The following is a 20,317-nucleotide window of genomic DNA, read 5'->3' on the forward strand; positions in this document are numbered from 1 at the left end:
AGACGACATGCGGACGGTTATTTTCGATCTGGACGGCACCCTGGCCGATACGGCGCTGGACATGCTGGCGGCGGCCAATGCCTGTTTCCGCGCGCTGGGGCATGGCGACCTTCTGCGCGGGGAAACCGATCAGGGTGTCGGTCTGCGGGGCGGGCGGGCGATGCTGACGCTGGGCCTGTCGCGACTGGGCATCGCGCCCGAGGCGGGGCGCCTTGACGAACTCTATCCCCTGCTGCTGGAGCATTACCGCGAGAACATCCATGTTCACAGCCGGTTCTATCCCGGCGTGGCCGAGGCGGTGCAGCGGCTGCGCGACGGGGGCTATGCCGTGGGCATCTGCACCAACAAGCCCGAGGCCCTGGCCGAACGCCTGATGCAGAGCATGGGCGCGCGCGACTGGTTCGGTGCCCTGATCGGGGCCGACACCCTGCCCACCCGCAAGCCCGACCCCGAACCCCTGTTCGAGGCGGTGCGCCGCTGTGGCGGCAATATCGGGCAGGCGGTGATGATCGGCGACACGGTGACCGACCATCAGACGGCGCGCAATGCCCGGGTGCCCTCGGTTCTTGTGGGTTTCGGGCCGGGCGCAGACAAGGCGCGGGCGCTGATGCCCGACGCCATGCTGGAGCACTACGACGACCTTGATGGCGTCGTGGCCTCGTTGATCGGGTGAAGGGGGGCGGGATGCAGGAGATTTTCACCGGGAGTTTCACCCAGCAAGAGCCGATCAGCGACGAAGGCATCGCGGCGGCGCTTGCCGTCCTGCGCCATGGGCGGTTGCACCGCTATAACCTTGCACCGGGCGAAACCGGCGAAGCGGCGCTGCTGGAACAGGAATTCGCGGCCCTGAGTGGTGCGCGCTATTGCCTTGCGGTGGCATCGGGGGGCTATGCCATGGCCACCGCGCTGCGGGCCATGGGGGTGGGGGCGGGCGATCGGGTGCTGTCCAACGCCTTTACCCTGGCGCCGGTGCCGGGGGCCATTGCCAGCCTTGGCGCGGTGCCGGTCTTTGTCGGCGTGACCGAGGGGCTGACCATCGACCTGGAGGATCTGGCCGAAAAGATCACAACGTCGGGCGCGCGGGTCCTGCTGCTGTCGCACATGCGCGGGCACATCTGCGACATGGGCGCGCTGATGGCCCTGTGCGACAAGGCGGGCCTGCGGGTGGTCGAGGATTGCGCCCACACCATGGGGGCCACCTGGGAAGGCAGGCCCACGGGCCGTTTCGGCGCCATGGGGTGTTTTTCGACCCAGACCTACAAGCACGCCAATTCGGGCGAGGGCGGGCTGCTGATTTCCGATGACGCCGAACTGATGGCGCGGGCGGTGCTGCTGTCGGGGTCGTACATGCTGTACGACCGCCACATCGCCGCGCCCCCGCCCGAAGCCTTTGCCGCGGTGAAATACGACACGCCCAATATCTCGGGGCGCATGGACAACCTGCGCGCGGCGATCCTGCGCCCGCAACTGGCGGGGCTGGCCGAAAGGGTTGCCGGCTGGAACGCGCGCTATCGCCGGATCGAGACGGGGCTGCGCGCCACGCCGGGGCTCACGCTGATCGACAGGCCGGGGCAGGAGGGGTTCGTCGGGTCGTCCTTCCAGATGTTGCTGCGCGACTGGCCGGCCGACAAGATCGAACAGGTGGTGGCGCGGTGCAGGGCGCGGGGGGTCGAACTGAAATGGTTCGGCGCGCCCGAACCGGCGGGCTTCACGTCGACCTACCGGCATTGGCGCTATGCCGGGGCGGGTGAGCTGCCCGCGACCGACAGGGTGATGGCGGGGCTACTGGACATGCGTTTGCCGCTGACGTTCTCTCTGGCCGATTGCGACGTGATCGCGCGTATCCTGCGGGCCGAAATCGGTGCTGCGTTCCAGTCGGAAGGCGGGGCAGGGGCCGACGTCTGAGCGGTATCCGCCCGCCCGGCCCGGGGCGCCGGTTTGCAGTCCGCCGCCCGCTCGGATAGATCAGGCGCAAGTTGCACGGGATACCAAGATGATCACACTGCACCACTGCCACCAGACCCGCTCGATGCGGGTTCTGTGGCTGTTGAACGAACTGGATGTCGAATTCAACCTGCGCGTTCACCCCTTCGACCGCTCGCTTCGATCCGAGGAATTCCTCACCCGCTCACCGGCGGGGCGGGTGCCCGCGCTTGAGATCGACGGCGATGTGCTGTGGGAAAGCGGCGCCATCTGCGAGGTGCTGTGCGAACGCTTCACCGAGCGGGGGCTGGGCCGTATCCCCGGAGAGATCGACCGCCCCGATTACCTGGTCTGGCTGCATTTCGCCGAAACCATCAGCCAGCACACCGCGGCCCTGACCCAGCAGCATATCGCGCTTTACGAAGACTCCATGCGCTCGCCCATCGTGATGCAGCTTGAGGCGGCGCGGCTGGGCAAATGCTATGCCGCCATCGAGGGGCGGCTGTCGACCCCGGTCGAGAATCGCGACTACCTGCTGACCAGCGGCTTTTCGGCGGCCGACATCTGCGTAGGGCAGGCGGTCTACATGGCGCGCCATTTTGCCACGTTCGACGGCTTTCCCGCCCTGGCTGAATGGTATGAGAGAATCACGGAACGCCCCTCGTTCCGCTCGGCATTGCCGCCCGAGGGCGCCGAACTGCTCTACGACCAGCCGTTTTATCCGCCCTGGCCGCGCTGAGCACGCCCCGCGCGGGCCCTGCGCAGGTTGACCCGGCCCTAGGGCCGTCTTAGACAGGCGAAAGCCAATGTTTCGCCGGGCCGCTGCCCGGCACCAACGGAGCAGCACAGTGGACGAATACCTTCGCGAATACCTTCCAATCATGATCTTCCTGACCATGGCCATCGGCCTTGGCCTGATCCTGATTCTCGCCGCCGCCGTGATTGCCGTGCGCGCGCCCGACCCCGAGAAGGTTTCGGCCTACGAATGCGGGTTCAACGCGTTCGATGACGCGCGGATGAAATTCGACGTGCGCTTCTACCTCGTTTCGATCCTGTTCATCATCTTCGACCTTGAAATCGCGTTCCTGTTTCCCTGGGCCGTGGCCTTCAAGGACCTGGGCGATGTGGGGTTCTGGTCGATGATGGTGTTCCTTGGCGTGCTGACCGTGGGCTTTGCCTATGAATGGAAGAAGGGGGCGCTGGAATGGCAATGACCGGCACGAATACCGCTGGCGTCGACCGCGAGGTTACCGTCCAGGATCTGAACCGCGACCTGCAGGACAAGGGGTTTCTTGTCACCAGCACCGAGGACATCGTCAACTGGGCGCGCACCGGCTCGCTGCACTGGATGACCTTCGGCCTGGCCTGCTGCGCGGTCGAGATGATGCACACCTCGATGCCGCGCTATGACGCCGAACGTTTCGGTGTCGCGCCGCGCGCCTCTCCGCGCCAGTCGGACGTGATGATCGTCGCGGGCACCCTGACCAACAAGATGGCGCCGGCGCTGCGCAAGGTCTACGACCAGATGCCCGAGCCGCGCTATGTCATCTCCATGGGCAGCTGCGCCAATGGCGGCGGCTATTACCACTACAGCTATTCGGTGGTGCGCGGCTGTGACCGGATTGTGCCGGTCGACATCTACGTGCCCGGCTGCCCGCCGACGGCCGAGGCGCTGCTTTACGGCATCCTCCAGTTGCAACGCAAGATTCGCCGCACCGGCACCATCGCAAGGTAGGCCCCATGTCTGAGAACCTGTCCGAACTCGGCGCCCACATCGAGGCAAAGCGCCCCGATTGCGTGCTGTCCTACGCCGTCGCCCATGACGAACTGACCATGGACATCGCGCCCTCGTCGCTGGTGTCCTTCGTCGAATTCCTCAAGACGGACCGCACCTGCCGCTTTTCGACGCTGGTGGACATCACCGCGGTCGATTACCCGGCCCGCCCGGCGCGCTTCGACGTGGTTTACCACTTTCTGTCGATGTACCAGAATCACCGGATCCGCCTGCGCGTGGCCACCCGCGAGGACGAGATGCTGCCCTCGATCATCGAGGTGCATCCTTCGGCCAACTGGTTCGAACGTGAGATCTTCGACATGTTCGGCATCCTCTTCACCGGGCATCCCGACCTGCGCCGCATCCTCACCGACTACGGCTTTCGTGGCTATCCGCTGCGCAAGGATTTCCCCACCACCGGCTATACCGAGGTGCGCTATGACGAGGCGCAGAAGCGTGTCGTCTATGAACCCGTCAAGCTTGTGCAGGAATACCGCCAGTTCGATTTCATGAGCCCCTGGGAAGGTGCCGAATATATCCTGCCGGGTGACGACAAGGCCCAAGAAGGCGCCAAGTGAAGCGCGCAGGCGCCCCCTTTGCGCGACCTGGCGATTGTTGCGGGGGCTGAGCCATGGCCGCACCTGTCGTGATGTTCTGTGTCGGGGCGACGAAATCGGGCACCTCCTGGTTGCACGATGCGCTTGCCCGGCACCCCGAATGCCACTTTCGCAGCGTCAAGGAGTTGCATTACTTCGACGGGCTGGAAAAGGGCAAGCTGGCCGAACAGCACGCCCAGATGACCCGCTGGCGCGATGCGCTGGATCAGAAGCGCGCTGCCACCTCGCTTTTGCGTCGTGGTGGGCTGGCCCGACGGGTGCAGGACCGTGACGATTGGCTTGCCGTGCTGGCCCGCGGGCAAGAGGACAAAGCCGCCTATCTCGACTACCTGATGAAGGGCCGCAAATCCGCGAAGGTGGTGGGTGACGTGACGCCGGCCTATGCGCTTTTGCCGGTCGAACGGCTGCGCAGCATGGCCACCCTCAGCGAGGATGTGCGCTTTGTCTACGTCCTGCGCGACCCGGTGGCGCGGCTCTGGTCCCACGTGCGGATGATGGCCGCACGGCGCGGCGAAGACGGGACGGTTGACCCGAACCGCGCGAAGAATATCCTCAACCGCACGATCGCGGGCGGCGAGGACGAGATTTCCATGCGTGGCGATTATGCCGGCGCGCTTGGGCGGCTGGACCAGGCCGTGGCGCCCGAAAAGCAACTGACGGTCTTTTACGAAGACCTGTTCGGCGGCGACGGAATGGCGCGGATCTGCGGCTTTCTGGGCATCGCCCCGCAAACGGGCGAACAGGCACGGCGCGTTCATGAAGGCTCGGCGCTGGACATGCCCGGGCCGTTGCGCGACAAGGCGCGGGAATGGCTGGTGCCGCAATACGAAGATGTGGCCCGACGGATGGGCCGCCTGCCGGAAGCCTGGCAGGCAAACATGGTGAGGGTCTGAGATGGACGGACAATTCGACGACGCGCTGACGGGCGAACAGAAGATCCGCAACTTCAACATCAACTTCGGGCCACAGCACCCTGCGGCCCATGGTGTGTTGCGCCTGGTGCTGGAGCTGGACGGCGAGATCGTGGAGCGCTGCGACCCCCATATCGGCCTGCTGCACCGCGGCACCGAAAAGCTGATGGAATCGCGCACCTACCTGCAGAACCTGCCCTATTTCGACCGGCTTGATTACGTGGCCCCGATGAATCAGGAACACGCCTGGTGCCTGGCCATCGAAAAGCTGACCAAGACCGAGGTGCCGCGCCGCGCCTCGCTGATCCGGGTCCTTTACTCGGAAATCGGGCGCATCCTGAACCATCTTCTGAACGTCACGACCCAGGCCATGGACGTCGGCGCGCTGACGCCGCCGCTCTGGGGCTTTGAAGAGCGTGAGAAGCTGATGATCTTCTACGAAAGGGCCTGCGGCGCGCGGCTTCACGCGGCCTATTTCCGCCCCGGCGGCGTGCACCAGGATCTTCCGCCCGAACTGATCGAGGATATCGACGCCTGGGCAAAGGATTTCCCCCGCGTCCTGGCCGATATCGACGGGCTGCTGACCGAGAACCGCATCTTCAAGCAGCGCAATGCCGACATCGGTGTCATCACCGAACAAGAGGCGCTGGATTGGGGCTTTTCCGGTGTCATGGTACGCGGATCGGGCATGGCCTGGGATCTGCGCCGCTCGCAACCCTATGAATGCTATGACGAATTCGAATTCGGCATTCCCGTGGGCAAGAACGGCGACTGCTATGACCGGTATCTCGTGCGGATGCAGGAGATGCGCGAATCGATCAGGATCATCCACCAGGCCTGCGAAAAGCTGCGCAAGGAGCCGGGGCCGGTCATGGCCCGCGGCAAGATGGCGCCGCCCACCCGCAGCGACATGAAAACCTCGATGGAAGCGCTGATTCACCACTTCAAGCTTTACACCGAAGGTTTCCACGTTCCCGCCGGCGAGGTTTACGCCGCCGTCGAGGCGCCCAAGGGCGAATTCGGGGTCTACCTCGTCGCCGACGGCACCAACCGGCCCTACCGCGCGAAACTGCGCGCGCCGGGATTCCTGCACCTTCAGGCCATGGATCACGTCGCTTCGGGCCACCAGCTGGCCGATGTGGCCGCGATCATCGGCACCATGGACGTGGTGTTCGGCGAGATCGACAGGTAGGCCGCGCCCATGTTTCTTCTTTGCCAAAATACTCCCGCCGGAGGCTCCGCCCTCTGCCAAGACCACAGGGATCCGAACTGATGCTCCGCCGTCTCCACCCCGAACAGCCCGACAGCTTTGCCTTCACCCCCGCCAACCAGGCCTGGGCCGAAGCGCAGATGACCAAGTTTCCCGAAGGCCGCCAGGCCAGCGCGGTGATTCCGCTTCTGTGGCGCGCGCAGGAACAGGAAGGCTGGCTGACCCGCCCCGCGATCGAAGAGATCGGGCGGATGCTCGACATGGCCTATATCCGGGTGCTGGAGGTTGCGACCTTCTATTTCATGTTCCAGCTTCAGCCGGTGGGTTCGGTGGCCCATATCCAGATCTGCGGCACCACATCCTGCATGATCTGCGGGGCCGAGGATCTGGTGGCGGTCTGCCGCGACAAGATCGCCAAGGCCCCCCATCAGCTGAGCGCCGATGGCAAGTTTTCCTGGGAGGAGGTGGAATGCCTTGGCGCCTGCGCCAACGCGCCCATGGCCCAGATCGGCAAGGATTATTACGAAGACCTGACCGCCGACAAGCTGGCGGCACTTCTGGATGACCTGGCGGCGGGCAACGTGCCGGTGCCGGGGCCGCAGAACGGCCGCTATGCCGCCGAACCGGCCAGCGGGCTGACCAGCCTGACCGACCATTTCGAAGGCCGCCCCCAGTACAACGCCAGTGCCGGGCTTGCCACCGATCTTGGCGACACGATCAAGCGGATCGACGGCACCGAAGTGCCGCTGATCGCCCCCTGGGCACGGGCGCGCAACGAAGGCGCCAGCCAGGACAGCGCGCGCGATGACCTGATGCCGCCCTCGGCCCGGACCGACCGGCCCACGCCGGGGCCCAAGCCATCGCGCAATGCGGCGGCCGATGACACCGGGGTGACCAAGCAGGAAGCCCAGGAAACCGAGAAGGGCAGGCCCGACGCCGGCAAGACCGCGCCCAAGGGCAAGGACGTGAGCGGCGACGAGATTTCGGCCGACGATGGCCATGCCGCCGCCGGCACTGCGCCCAAGGGTCAGGCCGACAGGGCGCAAGAGGCGAAAGAGACGAAGGCCGCAGAAATCGCGCCCGAGGATGCCGTGCGCCCCGCCGCCCTGGAATCGGCGCGCGACGGCAAGCCCGACGATCTGAAGATGATCAAGGGCGTCGGGCCGAAGCTCGAGCAGGTCCTGCACGATCTGGGCTTCTTCCACTTCGATCAGGTCGCCGCATGGACGCCGGCGGAAATCGCCTGGGTCGATCAGAACCTCGAAGGGTTCCACGGCCGCGTGACGCGGGATGACTGGGTTTCCCAGGCGAAGATCCTGGCGACCGGTGGCGAGACCGAGTTTTCGAAGCGGGCCGACTACTGATCGCGCGATGTGATGCGCTGAAAGGCACAGGATGAACGACCGCCCCGATCCCGAATTGTCGCTGGCCCGCCAACAACGCGCGGCGGGTTTCGCGATTGCCGGGGCGGTGGTGATCTGGATGATCCTTCAGTTTGCCGGGTCGCAGGGGCTTGTCACGACCCGGGTGCTGTTTTTGTTCGATTTCGCCGCGCTGGCCGTTATGGTCTGGGCGTTGGTGGTGACATACAGGGTCTGGCGCAAACGGCGCGCCGACAGGACCCGCTGAGGTAAGGTAGACGACATGCTGAAAGACCAGGACCGGATTTTCACCAATATCTATGGTATGCACGACCGTTCGCTGGCGGGCGCCAAGGCGCGCGGGCATTGGGACGGCACCGCCGACATCATCAAGAAGGGTCGCGACTGGATCATCGACCAGATGAAGGCCTCGGGGCTGCGCGGTCGGGGCGGAGCGGGTTTTCCCACCGGCCTGAAGTGGAGCTTCATGCCCAAGGAAAGCGACGGGCGCCCGGCCTACCTGGTGGTGAACGCCGATGAATCCGAACCGGGCACCTGCAAGGACCGCGAGATCATGCGCCATGATCCGCATACCCTGATCGAAGGCTGCCTGATCGCGTCTTTCGCCATGAACGCCAACGCCTGCTATATCTACATCCGCGGCGAATACATCCGCGAGCGCGAGGCGCTTCAGGCGGCCATCGACGCCGCCTATGACGACGGTCTGCTGGGCAAGAACGCCGCCGGATCGGGTTGGGATTTCGATCTTTACCTGTCCCACGGGGCCGGGGCCTATATCTGCGGCGAGGAAACCGCGCTTCTGGAAAGCCTTGAGGGCAAGAAGGGCATGCCCCGCATGAAGCCGCCGTTCCCGGCGGGCGCCGGGCTTTACGGTTGCCCGACGACGGTGAACAACGTCGAATCCATTGCCGTTGTGCCGACCATCCTGCGCCGTGGTCCCGAATGGTTCGCCGGTTTCGGCCGCCCCAACAACGCGGGCACCAAGCTGTTTGCGATCTCGGGCCATGTGAACAACCCCTGCGTGGTGGAAGAGGCCATGTCGATCAGTTTCGAGGAACTGATCGAACGTCACTGTGGCGGCATCCGCGGCGGGTGGTCCAACCTCAAGGCGGTGATCCCGGGGGGAAGCTCGGTTCCGCTGCTGCCCGGCAAGATCATGAAGGACGAGGCGATCATGGATTTCGACTGGCTGCGCGAGCAGAAGTCGGGCCTTGGCACCGCCGCCGTCATCGTGATGGACAACGATACCGACATCATCAAGGCAATCTGGCGCCTCTCGGCCTTTTACAAGCATGAAAGCTGCGGGCAGTGCACGCCTTGCCGTGAAGGCACCGGCTGGATGATGCGGGTGATGGACCGCCTGGTGAAGGGCAACGCCGAGCCTGAGGAAATCGACATGCTGCTGGACGTGACCAAGCAGGTCGAGGGCCACACCATCTGCGCGCTTGGCGATGCCGCCGCCTGGCCGATCCAGGGGTTGATCCGCCATTTCCGCGATGAGATCGAGGACCGGATCAAGCACAAGCGCGCCGGGCGCAGCAGCGCGGTTGCCGCCGAATAGGCGGGGCGGAACAAAAGCTTGTGACAAACCGCGCTTCCCGGATATGTCTGGGCAGCGCAACGGCAGGGAGAGGCCCGCAAATGACAGCAGTTCTGGGACGACTTGCCATTCTGGGCGCGGTTCTGGCGACGGGCCTTGGCGGCTGTGGTGTTCAGCAACGCCTGGGCTTTGCCAAGGCCGAGCCCGAGATCGTGCTGCCGTTCCAATCGAAGCTGTCCAAGGGCGACGATGCGCGCCGCTTTTCGGTGCGCGTGGCGGCCAACGGCGCCTCGATCGCGGATGTCCGCGAAAGCGCGCGCCATCCGGCCACCGGTTACTGCCTTCTGAACTTCGGCGGCTCGGCCATCGACTGGGACACCGACGCCAGCGGCGAATGGCAGGCAACGCGCGACGACAAGGGCGGCCTTGTCTTTTCGGGCGCCTGCACGGCCCGGTGAAACAGCCCGCAGGCCATCACATCGCGGAATTCAACGTCGGTATCCTGTCGCATGACTGGGACGATCCGCGCGTTGCCGACTTCGTCAACGGGCTGGACCTGGTGAATCGTGTCGCCGCGCGCAGCCCCGGTTTTGTCTGGCGGCTGGGCGATGACGACATGGAGGCAGCGCAGAACGATGTTGCGGGTGTGCTGGGGGGCAATCCGCGCACGGCCAGCACCCTGTCGGTCTGGCGCGATGTGCCCAGCCTTGAACATTTCGTCTGGAACACCGTGCACAAGCGGTTCTACGACCGCCGCCACGAATGGTACGACATGGGCGCCGTTCTGCGCCTGGTCATGTGGTGGGTGCCCGAGGGTCACCGCCCCACCATCGCCGAGGCCAAGGCGCGGTTCGATCTTCTTGATCGCGACGGCCCCTCGGACCGCGCCTTTGGCTGGTCCTGGCTGAAGCGCGCCGACTGACCTCACGTTTGCGCGTGATTCGGCTCATGCCCTTGATTTGATGCGGCCGACGGGCCAGTTTCTTTGCAACCACGCCGCAAGGCGCGGCGTTTTGGAGTGTGCGGACACCTCGGAACCACAAATCGGAGCAGTCACCATGACCAAGTTTCTCACCAGCGTCGCCTTTGCGGCGGGCCTTTCCATGGCCGCCCCCGCATTGGCCCTTACCCCCCTGCACCAGGAGAAGACGGTGGTGTCGATGTTCTATGCCATCGGTCTGGCCGACGAGGTGCGCAAGAACTGCCCCTCCATCTCGCCCCGGATGATCCGGGCCTATACCTATCTGAAATCCATCGAACGCTATGCCCGCAAGGCCGGCTATTCCGAGGACCAGATTCGCGCCCTGGTCGAAGACAGGGCCGAGAAGGAGCGCCTGCGCGCCCGCATCCGCGCCGATCTGGCCAAGCGCGGCGTGAAACAGGGCAATCCCGAGGGCTATTGCAAGGTCGGGCTTGAGGAGATCGCCGCCGATACCGCTGCGGGGCGACTGTTGTCCGCGAACTGACGCGGCAAGGTGCGGAAATTGCGGGCCAAGCTGCCGCAGGGCGGGGAAACGGCGTTGCGAATTCCGGCGAAGTGTTCCAAGACAGGGATAACCTTTGGCGCGGGCGACCGCCGCCAATGCAACGGTTTTGGGGCCGCCCGTCGGCCCGGCCATGGGCCCGGTTAAGGGAAGGACGAACGCGATGAGCACCCTGCGCAAGATCATCATCGACGGAGCCGAGGTTGAGGTCGATCAGGCCATGACCCTGATTCAGGCCTGCGAACAGGCGGGAATCGAGATTCCGCGCTTCTGTTATCATGAACGCCTGTCGATCGCCGGCAACTGCCGGATGTGTCTTGTCGAGGTCGTGGGCGGACCGCCCAAGCCGGCCGCCTCCTGCGCGATGCAGGTGCGCGATCTGCGTCCGGGGCCGGAAGGTGCGCCGCCGGTCATCAAGACCAACAGCCCGATGGTGAAGAAGGCCCGTGAAGGGGTCATGGAATTCCTGCTGATCAACCACCCGCTGGATTGCCCGATCTGCGATCAGGGCGGCGAATGCGATCTTCAGGATCAGGCCATGGCCTATGGCGTCGATTTCTCGCGTTACCGCGAACCCAAGCGCGCCAATACCGACATGGATCTTGGCCCGCTGGTTGAAACCCACATGACGCGCTGCATCTCCTGCACGCGCTGCGTTCGTTTCATCACCGAAGTGGCCGGCATGCCCGAACTGGGCCAGACGGGCCGGGGCGAGGATGCCGAGATCACCTCCTACCTTGGGCAGACGCTTGATTCGGAACTGCAGGGCAACATCATCGATCTTTGCCCCGTCGGCGCGCTAACCTCCAAGCCCTATGCCTTCACTGCCCGCCCCTGGGAGCTGAGCAAGACCGAAACCATCGACGTGATGGACGCCCTGGGCAGCAACATCCGCGTCGACACCAAGGGGCGCGAAGTGATGCGCCTGCTGCCGCGCAACCACGACGGCATCAACGAGGAATGGCTGAGCGACAAGTCGCGTTTCGTCTGGGACGGTCTGCGTCGCCAGCGGCTGGACCGGCCCTACGTGCGCGTCGATGGCAAGCTGCAGCCTGCCACCTGGCCCGAGGCCCTGGCCGCCGCTGCCAATGCCATGAAGGGCAAGAAGGTGGCCGGTGTTGTCGGTGATCTGGCCCCGGTCGAGGCGGTCTTCGCCCTGAAGGGAATCGTCGACGGTCTGGGCGGCACGATGGAATGCCGCACGGATGGCGCCAAGCTGCCGATCGGCAACCGCTCGGGCTATGCGGGGACGGCGACGATTGCCGATATCGACAACGCCAAGAGCATCCTGTTGGTGGGAACGAACCCGCGCACCGAGGCGCCGGTTCTGAATGCCCGTATCCGCAAGGCCTGGCTGCGTGGCGCCAATGTGGCGCTGGTGGGCGAGGCGGCGGATCTGACCTATGACTATCGCCACCTAGGCACCGGTCCGGCCGTCCTGAAGGATATGGACGACAGCGGCTATGACCCGGAAAAGGACGGCCCCGGACTTGTGATCGTGGGGCAGGGCGCCCTGTGCCGCGACGACGGCGCGGCGGTTCTGGCCCTGGCCATGGCAGCGGCGGAAAAGTCGAAGGCGGGCCTCTTGATCCTGCACACCGCCGCGGCCCGTGTGGGGGCGATGGACGTGGGCGCCGTGACCGAAGGCGGGATCACCGCCGCGCTGGACGGGGCCGAAGTGGTCTATAACCTCGGCGCCGACGAGGGCGACATCCCGGCCGGCCCCTTCGTGATCTACCAGGGCAGCCACGGCGACCGGGGCGCGCACCGCGCCGACGTGATTCTGCCGGGCGCCGCCTGGACCGAGGAGCAGGGCCTTTTCGTCAACACTGAGGGCCGACCGCAACTGGCATTGCGCTCGGGTTTCGCCCCGGGCGAGGCGAAGGACAACTGGGCCATCCTGCGCGCCCTGTCCGCCGAACTGGGCGCGACCTTGCCCTACGATTCCCTCGCGGCACTGCGCAAGGCGCTGATCGCCGAGGTGCCGCACCTGGGCCGGATCGACGAGGTTGCCGAGAACGAGTGGCAGTTGGTCGACGGGGGCGACATCTCCGATGCGCCCTTCGCCCCGGCGGTGCGCGAACACTACCTGACCAATCCCATTGCTCGGGCCAGTGCCCTGATGGGCGAAATGGCAGCCAGGGCAAAGGCACGCGGCGCACAGAAGCTCGCGGCGGAGTAGCGCCTTGCACGCCAGGATCGCAGCGATTCTGGCCGTCGGTGCGCTGACGGCCTGCCAGCCGGCCAATCCGACGGTCGATCAGCTGGGGCTGGTGCCCGACTATTTGGGGGTGCAGACCCGGCTTCTGGACGGCGATCTGGTGAACTTTCTTGTCGAGGCGCGTGGCGCCTTGCAACCCACCGACGTTGAGCGTTATGCCGAGTGTGCTGCGGCGCAGTATGCACTGATCCGCGGCTATGGATTTGCGCGGCATGTGCGTACGAATGTGGACGAAGAGGGTGGCATTTGGCGCGGCGATGCTGTTTACACCATATCGCCAGCCCTGCCCCGGGGCGTGCGCACCATCGACGCAGAAGTCGTCGTGGCGCGTTGCCGGGAAAGCGGAATACCAACGGTTTGAGAAGGCCCATGCTTAAGATGGACACGGTGACAGATAATGGCTGAATTCCTTTCCACCGGACCGGGCATTGCCCTGCTTGTCGTGGCGCAGTGCCTGCTGGTCATCGGCTTTGTCATGATCTCGCTGCTGTTCCTCGTCTATGGCGACCGCAAGATCTGGGCCGCCGTCCAGATGCGGCGCGGGCCCAACGTGGTCGGGGTGTTCGGCATCCTGCAATCGGTGGCCGACGCGCTGAAATACGTCGTCAAGGAGATCGTGATTCCCGCCGGTGCCGACCGCACGGTGTTCATGATGGCCCCGATGACCAGCTTTGTTCTGGCCATGGTCGCCTGGGCGGTGATTCCCTTCAGTGACGGCTGGGTGCTGGCCGATATCAACGTCGCCATCCTATACGTCTTCGCCATCTCCTCGCTTGAAGTATACGGTGTGATCATGGGGGGCTGGGCGTCGAACTCGAAATACCCGTTCCTCGGCTCGCTGCGTTCGGCGGCACAGATGATCTCGTATGAGGTCAGCCTTGGCCTGATCATCATCGGCATCATCATCTCGACCGGGTCGATGAACTTCAGCGATATCGTTCGTGCGCAGGACGGCGACTTTGGCCTGTTCAACTGGTACTGGCTGCCGCACCTGCCGATGGTCTTCCTGTTCTTCATCTCGGCCCTGGCCGAAACCAACCGCCCGCCCTTCGACCTTCCCGAGGCGGAATCCGAACTGGTGGCCGGTTACCAGGTGGAATATTCCAGCACGCCCTTCCTGCTGTTCATGGCGGGCGAATACATCGCCATCTTCCTGATGTGCGCGCTGACCTCGCTGCTGTTCTTCGGTGGCTGGCTGTCGCCGATCCCCGGCCTGCCCGATGGCGCGCTGTGGATGGTTGGCAAGATGGCGATCTTCTTCTTCCTCTTCGCCATGGTGAAGGCCATCGTGCCGCGCTATCGCTATGACCAGTTGATGCGCCTTGGCTGGAAGGTGTTCCTGCCCTTCTCGCTGTTCTGGGTCGTCCTGGTCTCGTTCTTCGCACACTTTGAAATGTTCGGCGGCGCCTATGCCCGCTGGGCCGTTGGAGGCTGATCCATGGCAAACATCGACTATGCCCGCGCAGGCCGCTATTTCCTGCTGTTCGACATCTTCAAGGGCTTCAAGCTGGGGTTCAAATATTTCTTCGCCCCCAAGGCGACGATCAACTACCCCCACGAGAAAGGCCCGCTGTCGCCGCGCTTTCGCGGTGAACACGCCCTGCGCCGCTATCCCAACGGCGAGGAGCGGTGCATCGCCTGCAAGCTGTGCGAGGCGATCTGCCCCGCCCAGGCCATCACCATCGACGCCGAACCGCGCGAGGACGGCAGCCGCCGCACCACGCGCTATGACATCGACATGACCAAGTGCATCTACTGCGGTTTCTGTCAGGAGGCCTGCCCGGTCGATGCCATCGTCGAAGGCCCGAATTTCGAGTTCTCGGCCGAAACCCGCGAAGAACTCTACTATGACAAGACCAAGCTGCTGGAAAACGGCGAGCGTTGGGAGGCGGAGATCGCCCGCAACCTCGAAATCGACGCGCCGTACCGGTAACGCACTGCACGAAGGCCCGTCAGAGGCCAACCGAACGAAGGAAACTGAACGATGGGCGCTGCGGCATTCGCATTCTATCTTTTCTCGATCACGGTCGTGACGGCGGGTCTGTTCACCGTGGTCAGCCGCAATCCGGTGCATTCGGTGCTCTGGCTGATCCTCGCCTTCCTGTCCTCGGCGGGCCTGTTCGTGATCCTTGGCGCCGAATTCGTGGCGATGCTTCTGATCATCGTCTACGTCGGCGCCGTGGCGGTTCTGTTCCTCTTCGTCGTCATGATGCTTGATGTGGATTTCGCCGAGCTCAAGGCCGAGATGACCAAGTACATGCCGCTGGCCCTGCTGATCGGGATCGTGATCCTGATGCAGCTTGGCATCGCCTTCGGCGTCTGGGAAGCCTCGGAGCAGGCCGAAGGGCTGCGCGCCGCCGTCGCTGCCGAATATGGCAACACCGAAAACACCGCCATGCTGGGGCAGCTGATCTATGACGATTACCTGCTGCAATTCCAGCTCTCCGGCCTTGTCCTTCTGGTCGCCATGATCGGCGCCATCGTCCTGACCCTGCGCCACCGCGCGGATGTGAAACGTCAGAACGTCGTCGCCCAGATGATGCGCGATCCGGCGCTGGCGATGGAAGTGAAGGACGTGAAGCCGGGGCAGGGGCTTTGATGCCTGCCGCAAAAGGAGAATGTGATGTCGCGCAATACAATCGTGGTGCTGGTGGTCGTGCTGATCGTTCTGTTCGGCGGCTATTCGTTCCTGGGCTGAGCGCCCGCAAGACTGACCTGACACGGGAAATCACCCAATGATCGGAATCGAACATTATCTTACCGTTGCCGCCGCACTGTTCGTGATCGGCATCTTCGGGCTGTTCCTGAACCGCAAGAACATCATCATCATCCTGATGAGCATCGAACTGATGCTGCTGGCGGTGAACATCAACTTCGTCGCCTTCTCGTCCTTCCTGGGCGATCTGGTGGGCCAGGTGTTCACCATGTTCGTCCTGACGGTCGCCGCCGCCGAGGCCGCGATCGGGCTGGCGATCCTCGTTTGTTTCTTCCGCAACCGCGGAACCATCGACGTTGAAGACGTCAACGTGATGAAGGGATGAGGAGAGTGGCTATTCTACCGTTAGCCGCATTGGTGTCCGTGACCTCATGCAACGCTTTTCGACAAGCGGGCGCAGGCAATTCTGTCTTAAACGAACCCGAAGCTTGTATCGCGACGGATAATTATCATTACAGCCGAGAAGCACCTCAAGATCTCGGAAATGGTTTGGTCTCTCAGAAGGTATTCGTCAGTTTTGTCAGCATGGGGGGCGAACAATACAGTCATTGGCGTGCGACATCATGTCAATCCGGCGAGACGCTAGTGGTAGGTGTCTCGCGTGGATCGGGTTCGGTAAGAACACAATACAACTCCCGGACGGCCTTTGCAAAATACCACGACAGGGTGAATGCTCTGGAAAAGCAATCTATCGCTTCGCTTGAGGTTCTTGCGAAACAAGCGGGTTTACGAACAAAGCGGGAAAGCGAAGAGACAGAGATCTGCGGGTGCGCCGTGTATTATTCGGATATGCTAGGCGACAAAGTGGCATCGGATCGGCGGTTCAGGAGATGACTTTGACTAAGACAACAGCGTTGCAGGTGGCTTAAAATGGAAACCATCATTCTCTTTGCCCCGCTGATGGGCGCGCTGATCTGCGGCTTTGGCTGGAAATTCATCGGTGAGAAGCCGGCACAATGGACGGCCACGGGCCTGTTGTTCCTGGCCGCCTTCCTGTCCTGGATCGTGTTCTTCTCGTTCGACGGGGTGACACAGCAGATCCCGATCATGCGCTGGATCGAGTCCGGCTCGCTGGCGACCGAGTGGGCGATCCGCCTTGACCGTCTGACCGCGATCATGCTGATCGTCGTCACCACGGTCTCCTCGCTGGTTCACCTCTATTCCTTCGGCTACATGGCCCACGACGAGAACTTCCGCGAAGGCGAAAGCTATCGCCCCCGGTTCTTCGCCTACCTGTCGTTCTTCACCTTCGCCATGCTGATGCTGGTGACTGCCGACAACCTGGTCCAGATGTTCTTTGGCTGGGAAGGCGTTGGCGTGGCCTCCTACCTTCTGATCGGTTTCTACTATCGCAAGCCTTCGGCCAACGCGGCCGCGATCAAGGCGTTCGTGGTCAACCGCGTCGGGGATTTCGGCTTTGCCCTGGGCATCTTCGCCATCTTCTTCCTGGTGGATTCCATCAACTTCTCGGATGTCTTCGCCGCTGCGCCCGAGCTTGCGGAAACCAAGCTGCACTTCCTCTGGGCCGAGTGGACCGCCGTCGAGGTGATCTGCCTCCTGCTGTTCATCGGCGCCATGGGCAAATCGGCGCAGCTGATCCTGCACACCTGGCTGCCCGACGCCATGGAGGGCCCGACGCCGGTGTCGGCGCTGATCCACGCCGCCACCATGGTGACGGCGGGCGTCTTCCTTGTCTGCCGCATGTCGCCGCTGATGGAATTCGCGCCCCATGCCACCACCTTCATCGTGATCCTGGGGGCCACCACCGCGTTCTTCGCGGCCACCGTGGGCCTCGTGCAGAACGACATCAAGCGCGTGATCGCTTATTCCACCTGTTCGCAGCTTGGCTACATGTTCGTGGCCGCCGGCGTCGGCGTCTATTCCGTGGCCATGTTCCACCTGTTCACCCATGCCTTCTTCAAGGCGATGTTGTTCCTCGGGGCGGGTTCGGTGATCCACGGGATGCACCACGAACAGGACATGCGGAACTATGGCGGGCTGCGCAAGAAGCTGCCCTATACCTTCTGGGCCATGATGATCGGCACGCTCGCCATCACCGGCGTCGGTATCCCGCTGACCCATATCGGTTTTGCCGGGTTCCTGTCCAAGGATGCGGTCATCGAATCCGCCTGGGGCGCGCTTTCAGGGCCGGGGACCTATGCCTTCTGGATGCTGGTCATCGCCGCGATGTTCACCAGTTTCTACAGCTGGCGCCTGATGTTCCTGACCTTCTTCGGCAAGCCGCGGGGCGACAAGCACACCCACGATCATGCCCATGAAAGCCCGATGACTATGCTGGTGCCCCTTGGCGTGCTGGCGCTTGGCGCGATCTTCTCGGGGATGCTGTGGTATGGTTCGTTCTTCGGCGACCATGACAAGGTGAATGCCTTCTTCGGCATCACCAAGGACGAAGCCCACGCAAGCGCCACCCTGCTGCCCGGCGCGGCCCATGCCGCCACCGAAAGCCACGGCGATGAGGGCGCGTCAGCAACCGAAGAGCACGCCGAGGGCGCAGGCCACGCCGTGGCCGAACCGGGGCAGGGCGCCATCTACATGGCCCCCGACAACCATGTGATGGACGAGGCGCACCATTCGCCCGTCTGGGTCAAGGTCTCGCCCTTCATCGCCATGCTGATCGGCCTGGTCACGGCCTGGCTGTTCTACATCAAGAACCCCAGCCTGCCTGTCCGTCTTGCCGAAACCCAGCCGCAGCTCTACCGCTTCCTTCTGAACAAGTGGTATTTCGACGAGATCTACGATGCCATCTTCGTGCGCCCCGCCAAGCGTCTTGGCGCCTTCCTCTGGAAACGCGGCGACGGCAGCGTGATCGACGGCGGGCTGAACGGCCTTGCCATGGGGATCATCCCGTTCTTCACCCGGCTCGCGGGCCGTGCCCAATCGGGCTATCTGTTCCACTACGCCTTCGCCATGGTGCTGGGCATTGCATTGCTCATCACCTGGATGACGCTCGGCGGAGGGGCCGAATAATGGACAACCTTCTTTCCATCGTTACCTTCCTGCCGGCCCTCGGTGCGGTGATCCTTGCCCTCTTCCTGCGCGGCGACGACGAAGCGGCGCAGAAGAACGCCAAGTATCTGGCGCTGATTGCCACCACGGCCTCGTTCGTCCTTTCGCTGTTCATCCTCACCGGGTTCGATTCCGCCGATACCGGTTTCCAGTTCGTGGAAGAGCGTGCATGGCTGCTGGGCCTGAAATACAAGATGGGCGTTGATGGCATCTCGGTGCTGTTCGTGATGCTCACCACCTTCCTGATGCCGATCACCATCCTGGCCTGCTGGGACGTGAAGTTCCGGGTCAAGGAATACATGATCGCCTTCCTGCTGCTGGAAACGCTGATGCTTGGCGTCTTCTGCGCGCTGGACATGATCCTGTTCTACCTCTTCTTCGAGGCCGGGCTGATCCCGATGTTCCTGATCATCGGCATCTGGGGCGGGGCAAACCGCATCTACGCCAGCTTCAAGTTCTTCCTCTACACGTTCTTCGGTTCGGTGCTGATGCTGGTGGCGATGGTCGCGATGTATATCGACGCAGGCACCACCGATATCCCGACCCTGCTGGCCCACAACTTCGGGTCCGAGGATTTCACGGTGCTGGGCATCCACATTGTCGGCGGGATGCAGACCCTGATGTGGCTGGCCTTCTTCGCCTCTTTCGCGGTGAAGATGCCCATGTGGCCGGTGCATACCTGGCTGCCCGATGCCCACGTTCAGGCGCCGACCGCCGGTTCGGTCGTGCTGGCCGCGATCCTGCTGAAGATGGGGGGCTATGGCTTCCTGCGGTTCAGCCTGCCGATGTTCCCGGTCGCTTCCGACCTGCTGGCGCCGCTGGTGCTGTGGCTCTCGGCCATTGCCATCGTCTATACCTCGCTGGTGGCCCTGGCGCAGTCTGACATGAAAAAGCTGATCGCCTATTCCTCGGTCGCGCATATGGGATATGTCACCGCCGGTATCTTCAGCGCCAATCAGCAGGGGCTTGATGGTGCGATCTTCCAGATGATCAGCCACGGCTTCATCTCGGGCGCCCTCTTCCTCTGCGTCGGCGTGATCTACGACCGGATGCACACCCGCGAGATTGACGCCTATGGCGGCCTTGTGAACCGGATGCCGGCCTATGCGATGATCTTCCTGCTGTTCACCATGGCCAACGTCGGCCTGCCGGGGACCAGCGGTTTCGTAGGCGAATTCCTGACGCTGATGGGCATGTTCCAGGCCAACACCTGGGTGGCCACCATCGCCACGACCGGCGTGATCCTCTCGGCGGCCTATGCGCTATGGCTTTATCGCCGGGTGGTGATGGGCGACCTGATCAAGGAGTCGCTGAAATCCATCACCGACATGACAACCCGCGAAAGGGCGATCTTTGCCCCGCTGGTCATCATGACCATCCTGCTGGGCGTCTATCCCAGCCTTGTCACCGACATCACCGGCCCCTCGGTCGAGGCGTTGCTGGGCAGCTATGACACGGCAGTGGTCGAACATGGCGCCGCCAGCCAGATCGCGCAGCATTAGGATCAAATGA

Annotated in this window: 22 protein-coding genes; all 22 read left to right on the plus strand. The window is 63.6% G+C overall.

What is annotated here, in order from left to right:
* The first annotated feature begins 7 nt into the window (after positions 1 to 7).
* The 22 genes from H7828_RS08245 to H7828_RS08350 all read left to right on the plus strand — a co-directional run bounded on the left by H7828_RS08245 (position 8) and on the right by H7828_RS08350 (position 20,307).
* Positions 8 to 673, plus strand: a complete 666-nt coding sequence (locus tag H7828_RS08245; RefSeq protein ID WP_226780542.1) for an HAD-IA family hydrolase — start codon at positions 8 to 10, stop codon at positions 671 to 673.
* An 11-nt stretch (positions 674 to 684) separates the two neighbouring features.
* Entirely contained in the window at positions 685 to 1,905 is a 1,221-nt protein-coding gene (locus H7828_RS08250; protein WP_226780543.1) for a DegT/DnrJ/EryC1/StrS family aminotransferase, read from the plus strand.
* Between the two features lie 88 nt (positions 1,906 to 1,993).
* Positions 1,994 to 2,662, plus strand: a complete 669-nt coding sequence (locus tag H7828_RS08255; RefSeq protein ID WP_226780544.1) for a glutathione S-transferase family protein — start codon at positions 1,994 to 1,996, stop codon at positions 2,660 to 2,662.
* 109 nt (positions 2,663 to 2,771) lie between these two features.
* Positions 2,772 to 3,137, plus strand: a complete 366-nt coding sequence (locus H7828_RS08260) for an NADH-quinone oxidoreductase subunit A (RefSeq protein ID WP_226780545.1) — start codon at positions 2,772 to 2,774, stop codon at positions 3,135 to 3,137.
* On the plus strand, positions 3,134 to 3,658 hold the full coding sequence (locus tag H7828_RS08265; RefSeq protein WP_226780546.1) for a NuoB/complex I 20 kDa subunit family protein: 525 nt from the start codon (positions 3,134 to 3,136) through the stop codon (positions 3,656 to 3,658). Before H7828_RS08260 ends, H7828_RS08265 begins: the two co-directional genes overlap by 4 nt.
* A gap of 5 nt (positions 3,659 to 3,663) precedes the next feature.
* Entirely contained in the window at positions 3,664 to 4,275 is a 612-nt protein-coding gene (locus H7828_RS08270; protein WP_226780547.1) for an NADH-quinone oxidoreductase subunit C, read from the plus strand.
* A 53-nt stretch (positions 4,276 to 4,328) separates the two neighbouring features.
* Positions 4,329 to 5,207, plus strand: coding sequence for a sulfotransferase (locus H7828_RS08275; RefSeq protein WP_226780548.1), 879 nt, complete (start codon positions 4,329 to 4,331; stop codon positions 5,205 to 5,207).
* A 1-nt stretch (position 5,208) separates the two neighbouring features.
* Entirely contained in the window at positions 5,209 to 6,417 is a 1,209-nt protein-coding gene (locus H7828_RS08280) for an NADH-quinone oxidoreductase subunit D (protein WP_226780549.1), read from the plus strand.
* Positions 6,418 to 6,497: 80 nt separating this feature from the next.
* Positions 6,498 to 7,799, plus strand: coding sequence for an NADH-quinone oxidoreductase subunit E (locus H7828_RS08285; protein ID WP_226780550.1), 1,302 nt, complete (start codon positions 6,498 to 6,500; stop codon positions 7,797 to 7,799).
* Positions 7,800 to 7,830: 31 nt separating this feature from the next.
* The gene (locus H7828_RS08290; RefSeq protein WP_226780551.1) at positions 7,831 to 8,064 is read left to right on the plus strand and encodes a DUF5337 domain-containing protein; all 234 of its coding nucleotides are present in this window, start codon (positions 7,831 to 7,833) and stop codon (positions 8,062 to 8,064) included.
* 15 nt (positions 8,065 to 8,079) lie between these two features.
* Positions 8,080 to 9,378 carry an NADH-quinone oxidoreductase subunit NuoF gene (gene nuoF / locus H7828_RS08295; RefSeq protein WP_226780552.1) on the plus strand — a complete coding sequence of 433 codons (1,299 nt, stop codon included), beginning with the start codon at positions 8,080 to 8,082 and terminating at the stop codon, positions 9,376 to 9,378.
* 80 nt (positions 9,379 to 9,458) lie between these two features.
* On the plus strand, positions 9,459 to 9,815 hold the full coding sequence (locus tag H7828_RS08300; RefSeq protein ID WP_226780553.1) for a hypothetical protein: 357 nt from the start codon (positions 9,459 to 9,461) through the stop codon (positions 9,813 to 9,815).
* Positions 9,812 to 10,279: a DUF3291 domain-containing protein gene (locus tag H7828_RS08305; RefSeq protein ID WP_226780554.1), complete on the plus strand. Its 468-nt coding sequence runs from the start codon at positions 9,812 to 9,814 to the stop codon at positions 10,277 to 10,279. The genes H7828_RS08300 and H7828_RS08305 overlap by 4 nt, the downstream gene beginning before the upstream one ends.
* Before the next feature lie 136 nt (positions 10,280 to 10,415).
* Positions 10,416 to 10,823 carry a DUF5333 domain-containing protein gene (locus tag H7828_RS08310; protein WP_226780555.1) on the plus strand — a complete coding sequence of 136 codons (408 nt, stop codon included), beginning with the start codon at positions 10,416 to 10,418 and terminating at the stop codon, positions 10,821 to 10,823.
* Between the two features lie 181 nt (positions 10,824 to 11,004).
* The gene (gene nuoG, locus H7828_RS08315; protein WP_226780556.1) at positions 11,005 to 13,023 is read left to right on the plus strand and encodes an NADH-quinone oxidoreductase subunit NuoG; all 2,019 of its coding nucleotides are present in this window, start codon (positions 11,005 to 11,007) and stop codon (positions 13,021 to 13,023) included.
* A gap of 4 nt (positions 13,024 to 13,027) precedes the next feature.
* Positions 13,028 to 13,423, plus strand: coding sequence for a hypothetical protein (locus H7828_RS08320; protein ID WP_425354941.1), 396 nt, complete (start codon positions 13,028 to 13,030; stop codon positions 13,421 to 13,423).
* Between the two features lie 36 nt (positions 13,424 to 13,459).
* Positions 13,460 to 14,497 carry an NADH-quinone oxidoreductase subunit NuoH gene (gene nuoH / locus H7828_RS08325; RefSeq protein ID WP_226780557.1) on the plus strand — a complete coding sequence of 346 codons (1,038 nt, stop codon included), beginning with the start codon at positions 13,460 to 13,462 and terminating at the stop codon, positions 14,495 to 14,497.
* A 3-nt stretch (positions 14,498 to 14,500) separates the two neighbouring features.
* Positions 14,501 to 14,995 carry an NADH-quinone oxidoreductase subunit NuoI gene (gene nuoI / locus H7828_RS08330; RefSeq protein ID WP_226780558.1) on the plus strand — a complete coding sequence of 165 codons (495 nt, stop codon included), beginning with the start codon at positions 14,501 to 14,503 and terminating at the stop codon, positions 14,993 to 14,995.
* A 51-nt stretch (positions 14,996 to 15,046) separates the two neighbouring features.
* Entirely contained in the window at positions 15,047 to 15,661 is a 615-nt protein-coding gene (locus H7828_RS08335) for an NADH-quinone oxidoreductase subunit J (protein ID WP_226780559.1), read from the plus strand.
* Positions 15,662 to 15,797: 136 nt separating this feature from the next.
* Entirely contained in the window at positions 15,798 to 16,103 is a 306-nt protein-coding gene (gene nuoK, locus H7828_RS08340; protein ID WP_226780560.1) for an NADH-quinone oxidoreductase subunit NuoK, read from the plus strand.
* A 545-nt stretch (positions 16,104 to 16,648) separates the two neighbouring features.
* Complete coding sequence (gene nuoL / locus H7828_RS08345) at positions 16,649 to 18,766, plus strand: NADH-quinone oxidoreductase subunit L (protein WP_226780561.1); 2,118 nt, start codon at positions 16,649 to 16,651, stop codon at positions 18,764 to 18,766.
* Positions 18,766 to 20,307, plus strand: coding sequence for an NADH-quinone oxidoreductase subunit M (locus tag H7828_RS08350; protein ID WP_226780562.1), 1,542 nt, complete (start codon positions 18,766 to 18,768; stop codon positions 20,305 to 20,307). The genes nuoL and H7828_RS08350 overlap by 1 nt, the downstream gene beginning before the upstream one ends.
* Positions 20,308 to 20,317: the final 10 nt, after the last annotated feature.

This window comes from Oceaniglobus trochenteri, from assembly GCF_020529025.1.
In the GTDB taxonomy this organism is placed as follows: domain Bacteria; phylum Pseudomonadota; class Alphaproteobacteria; order Rhodobacterales; family Rhodobacteraceae; genus Oceaniglobus; species Oceaniglobus trochenteri.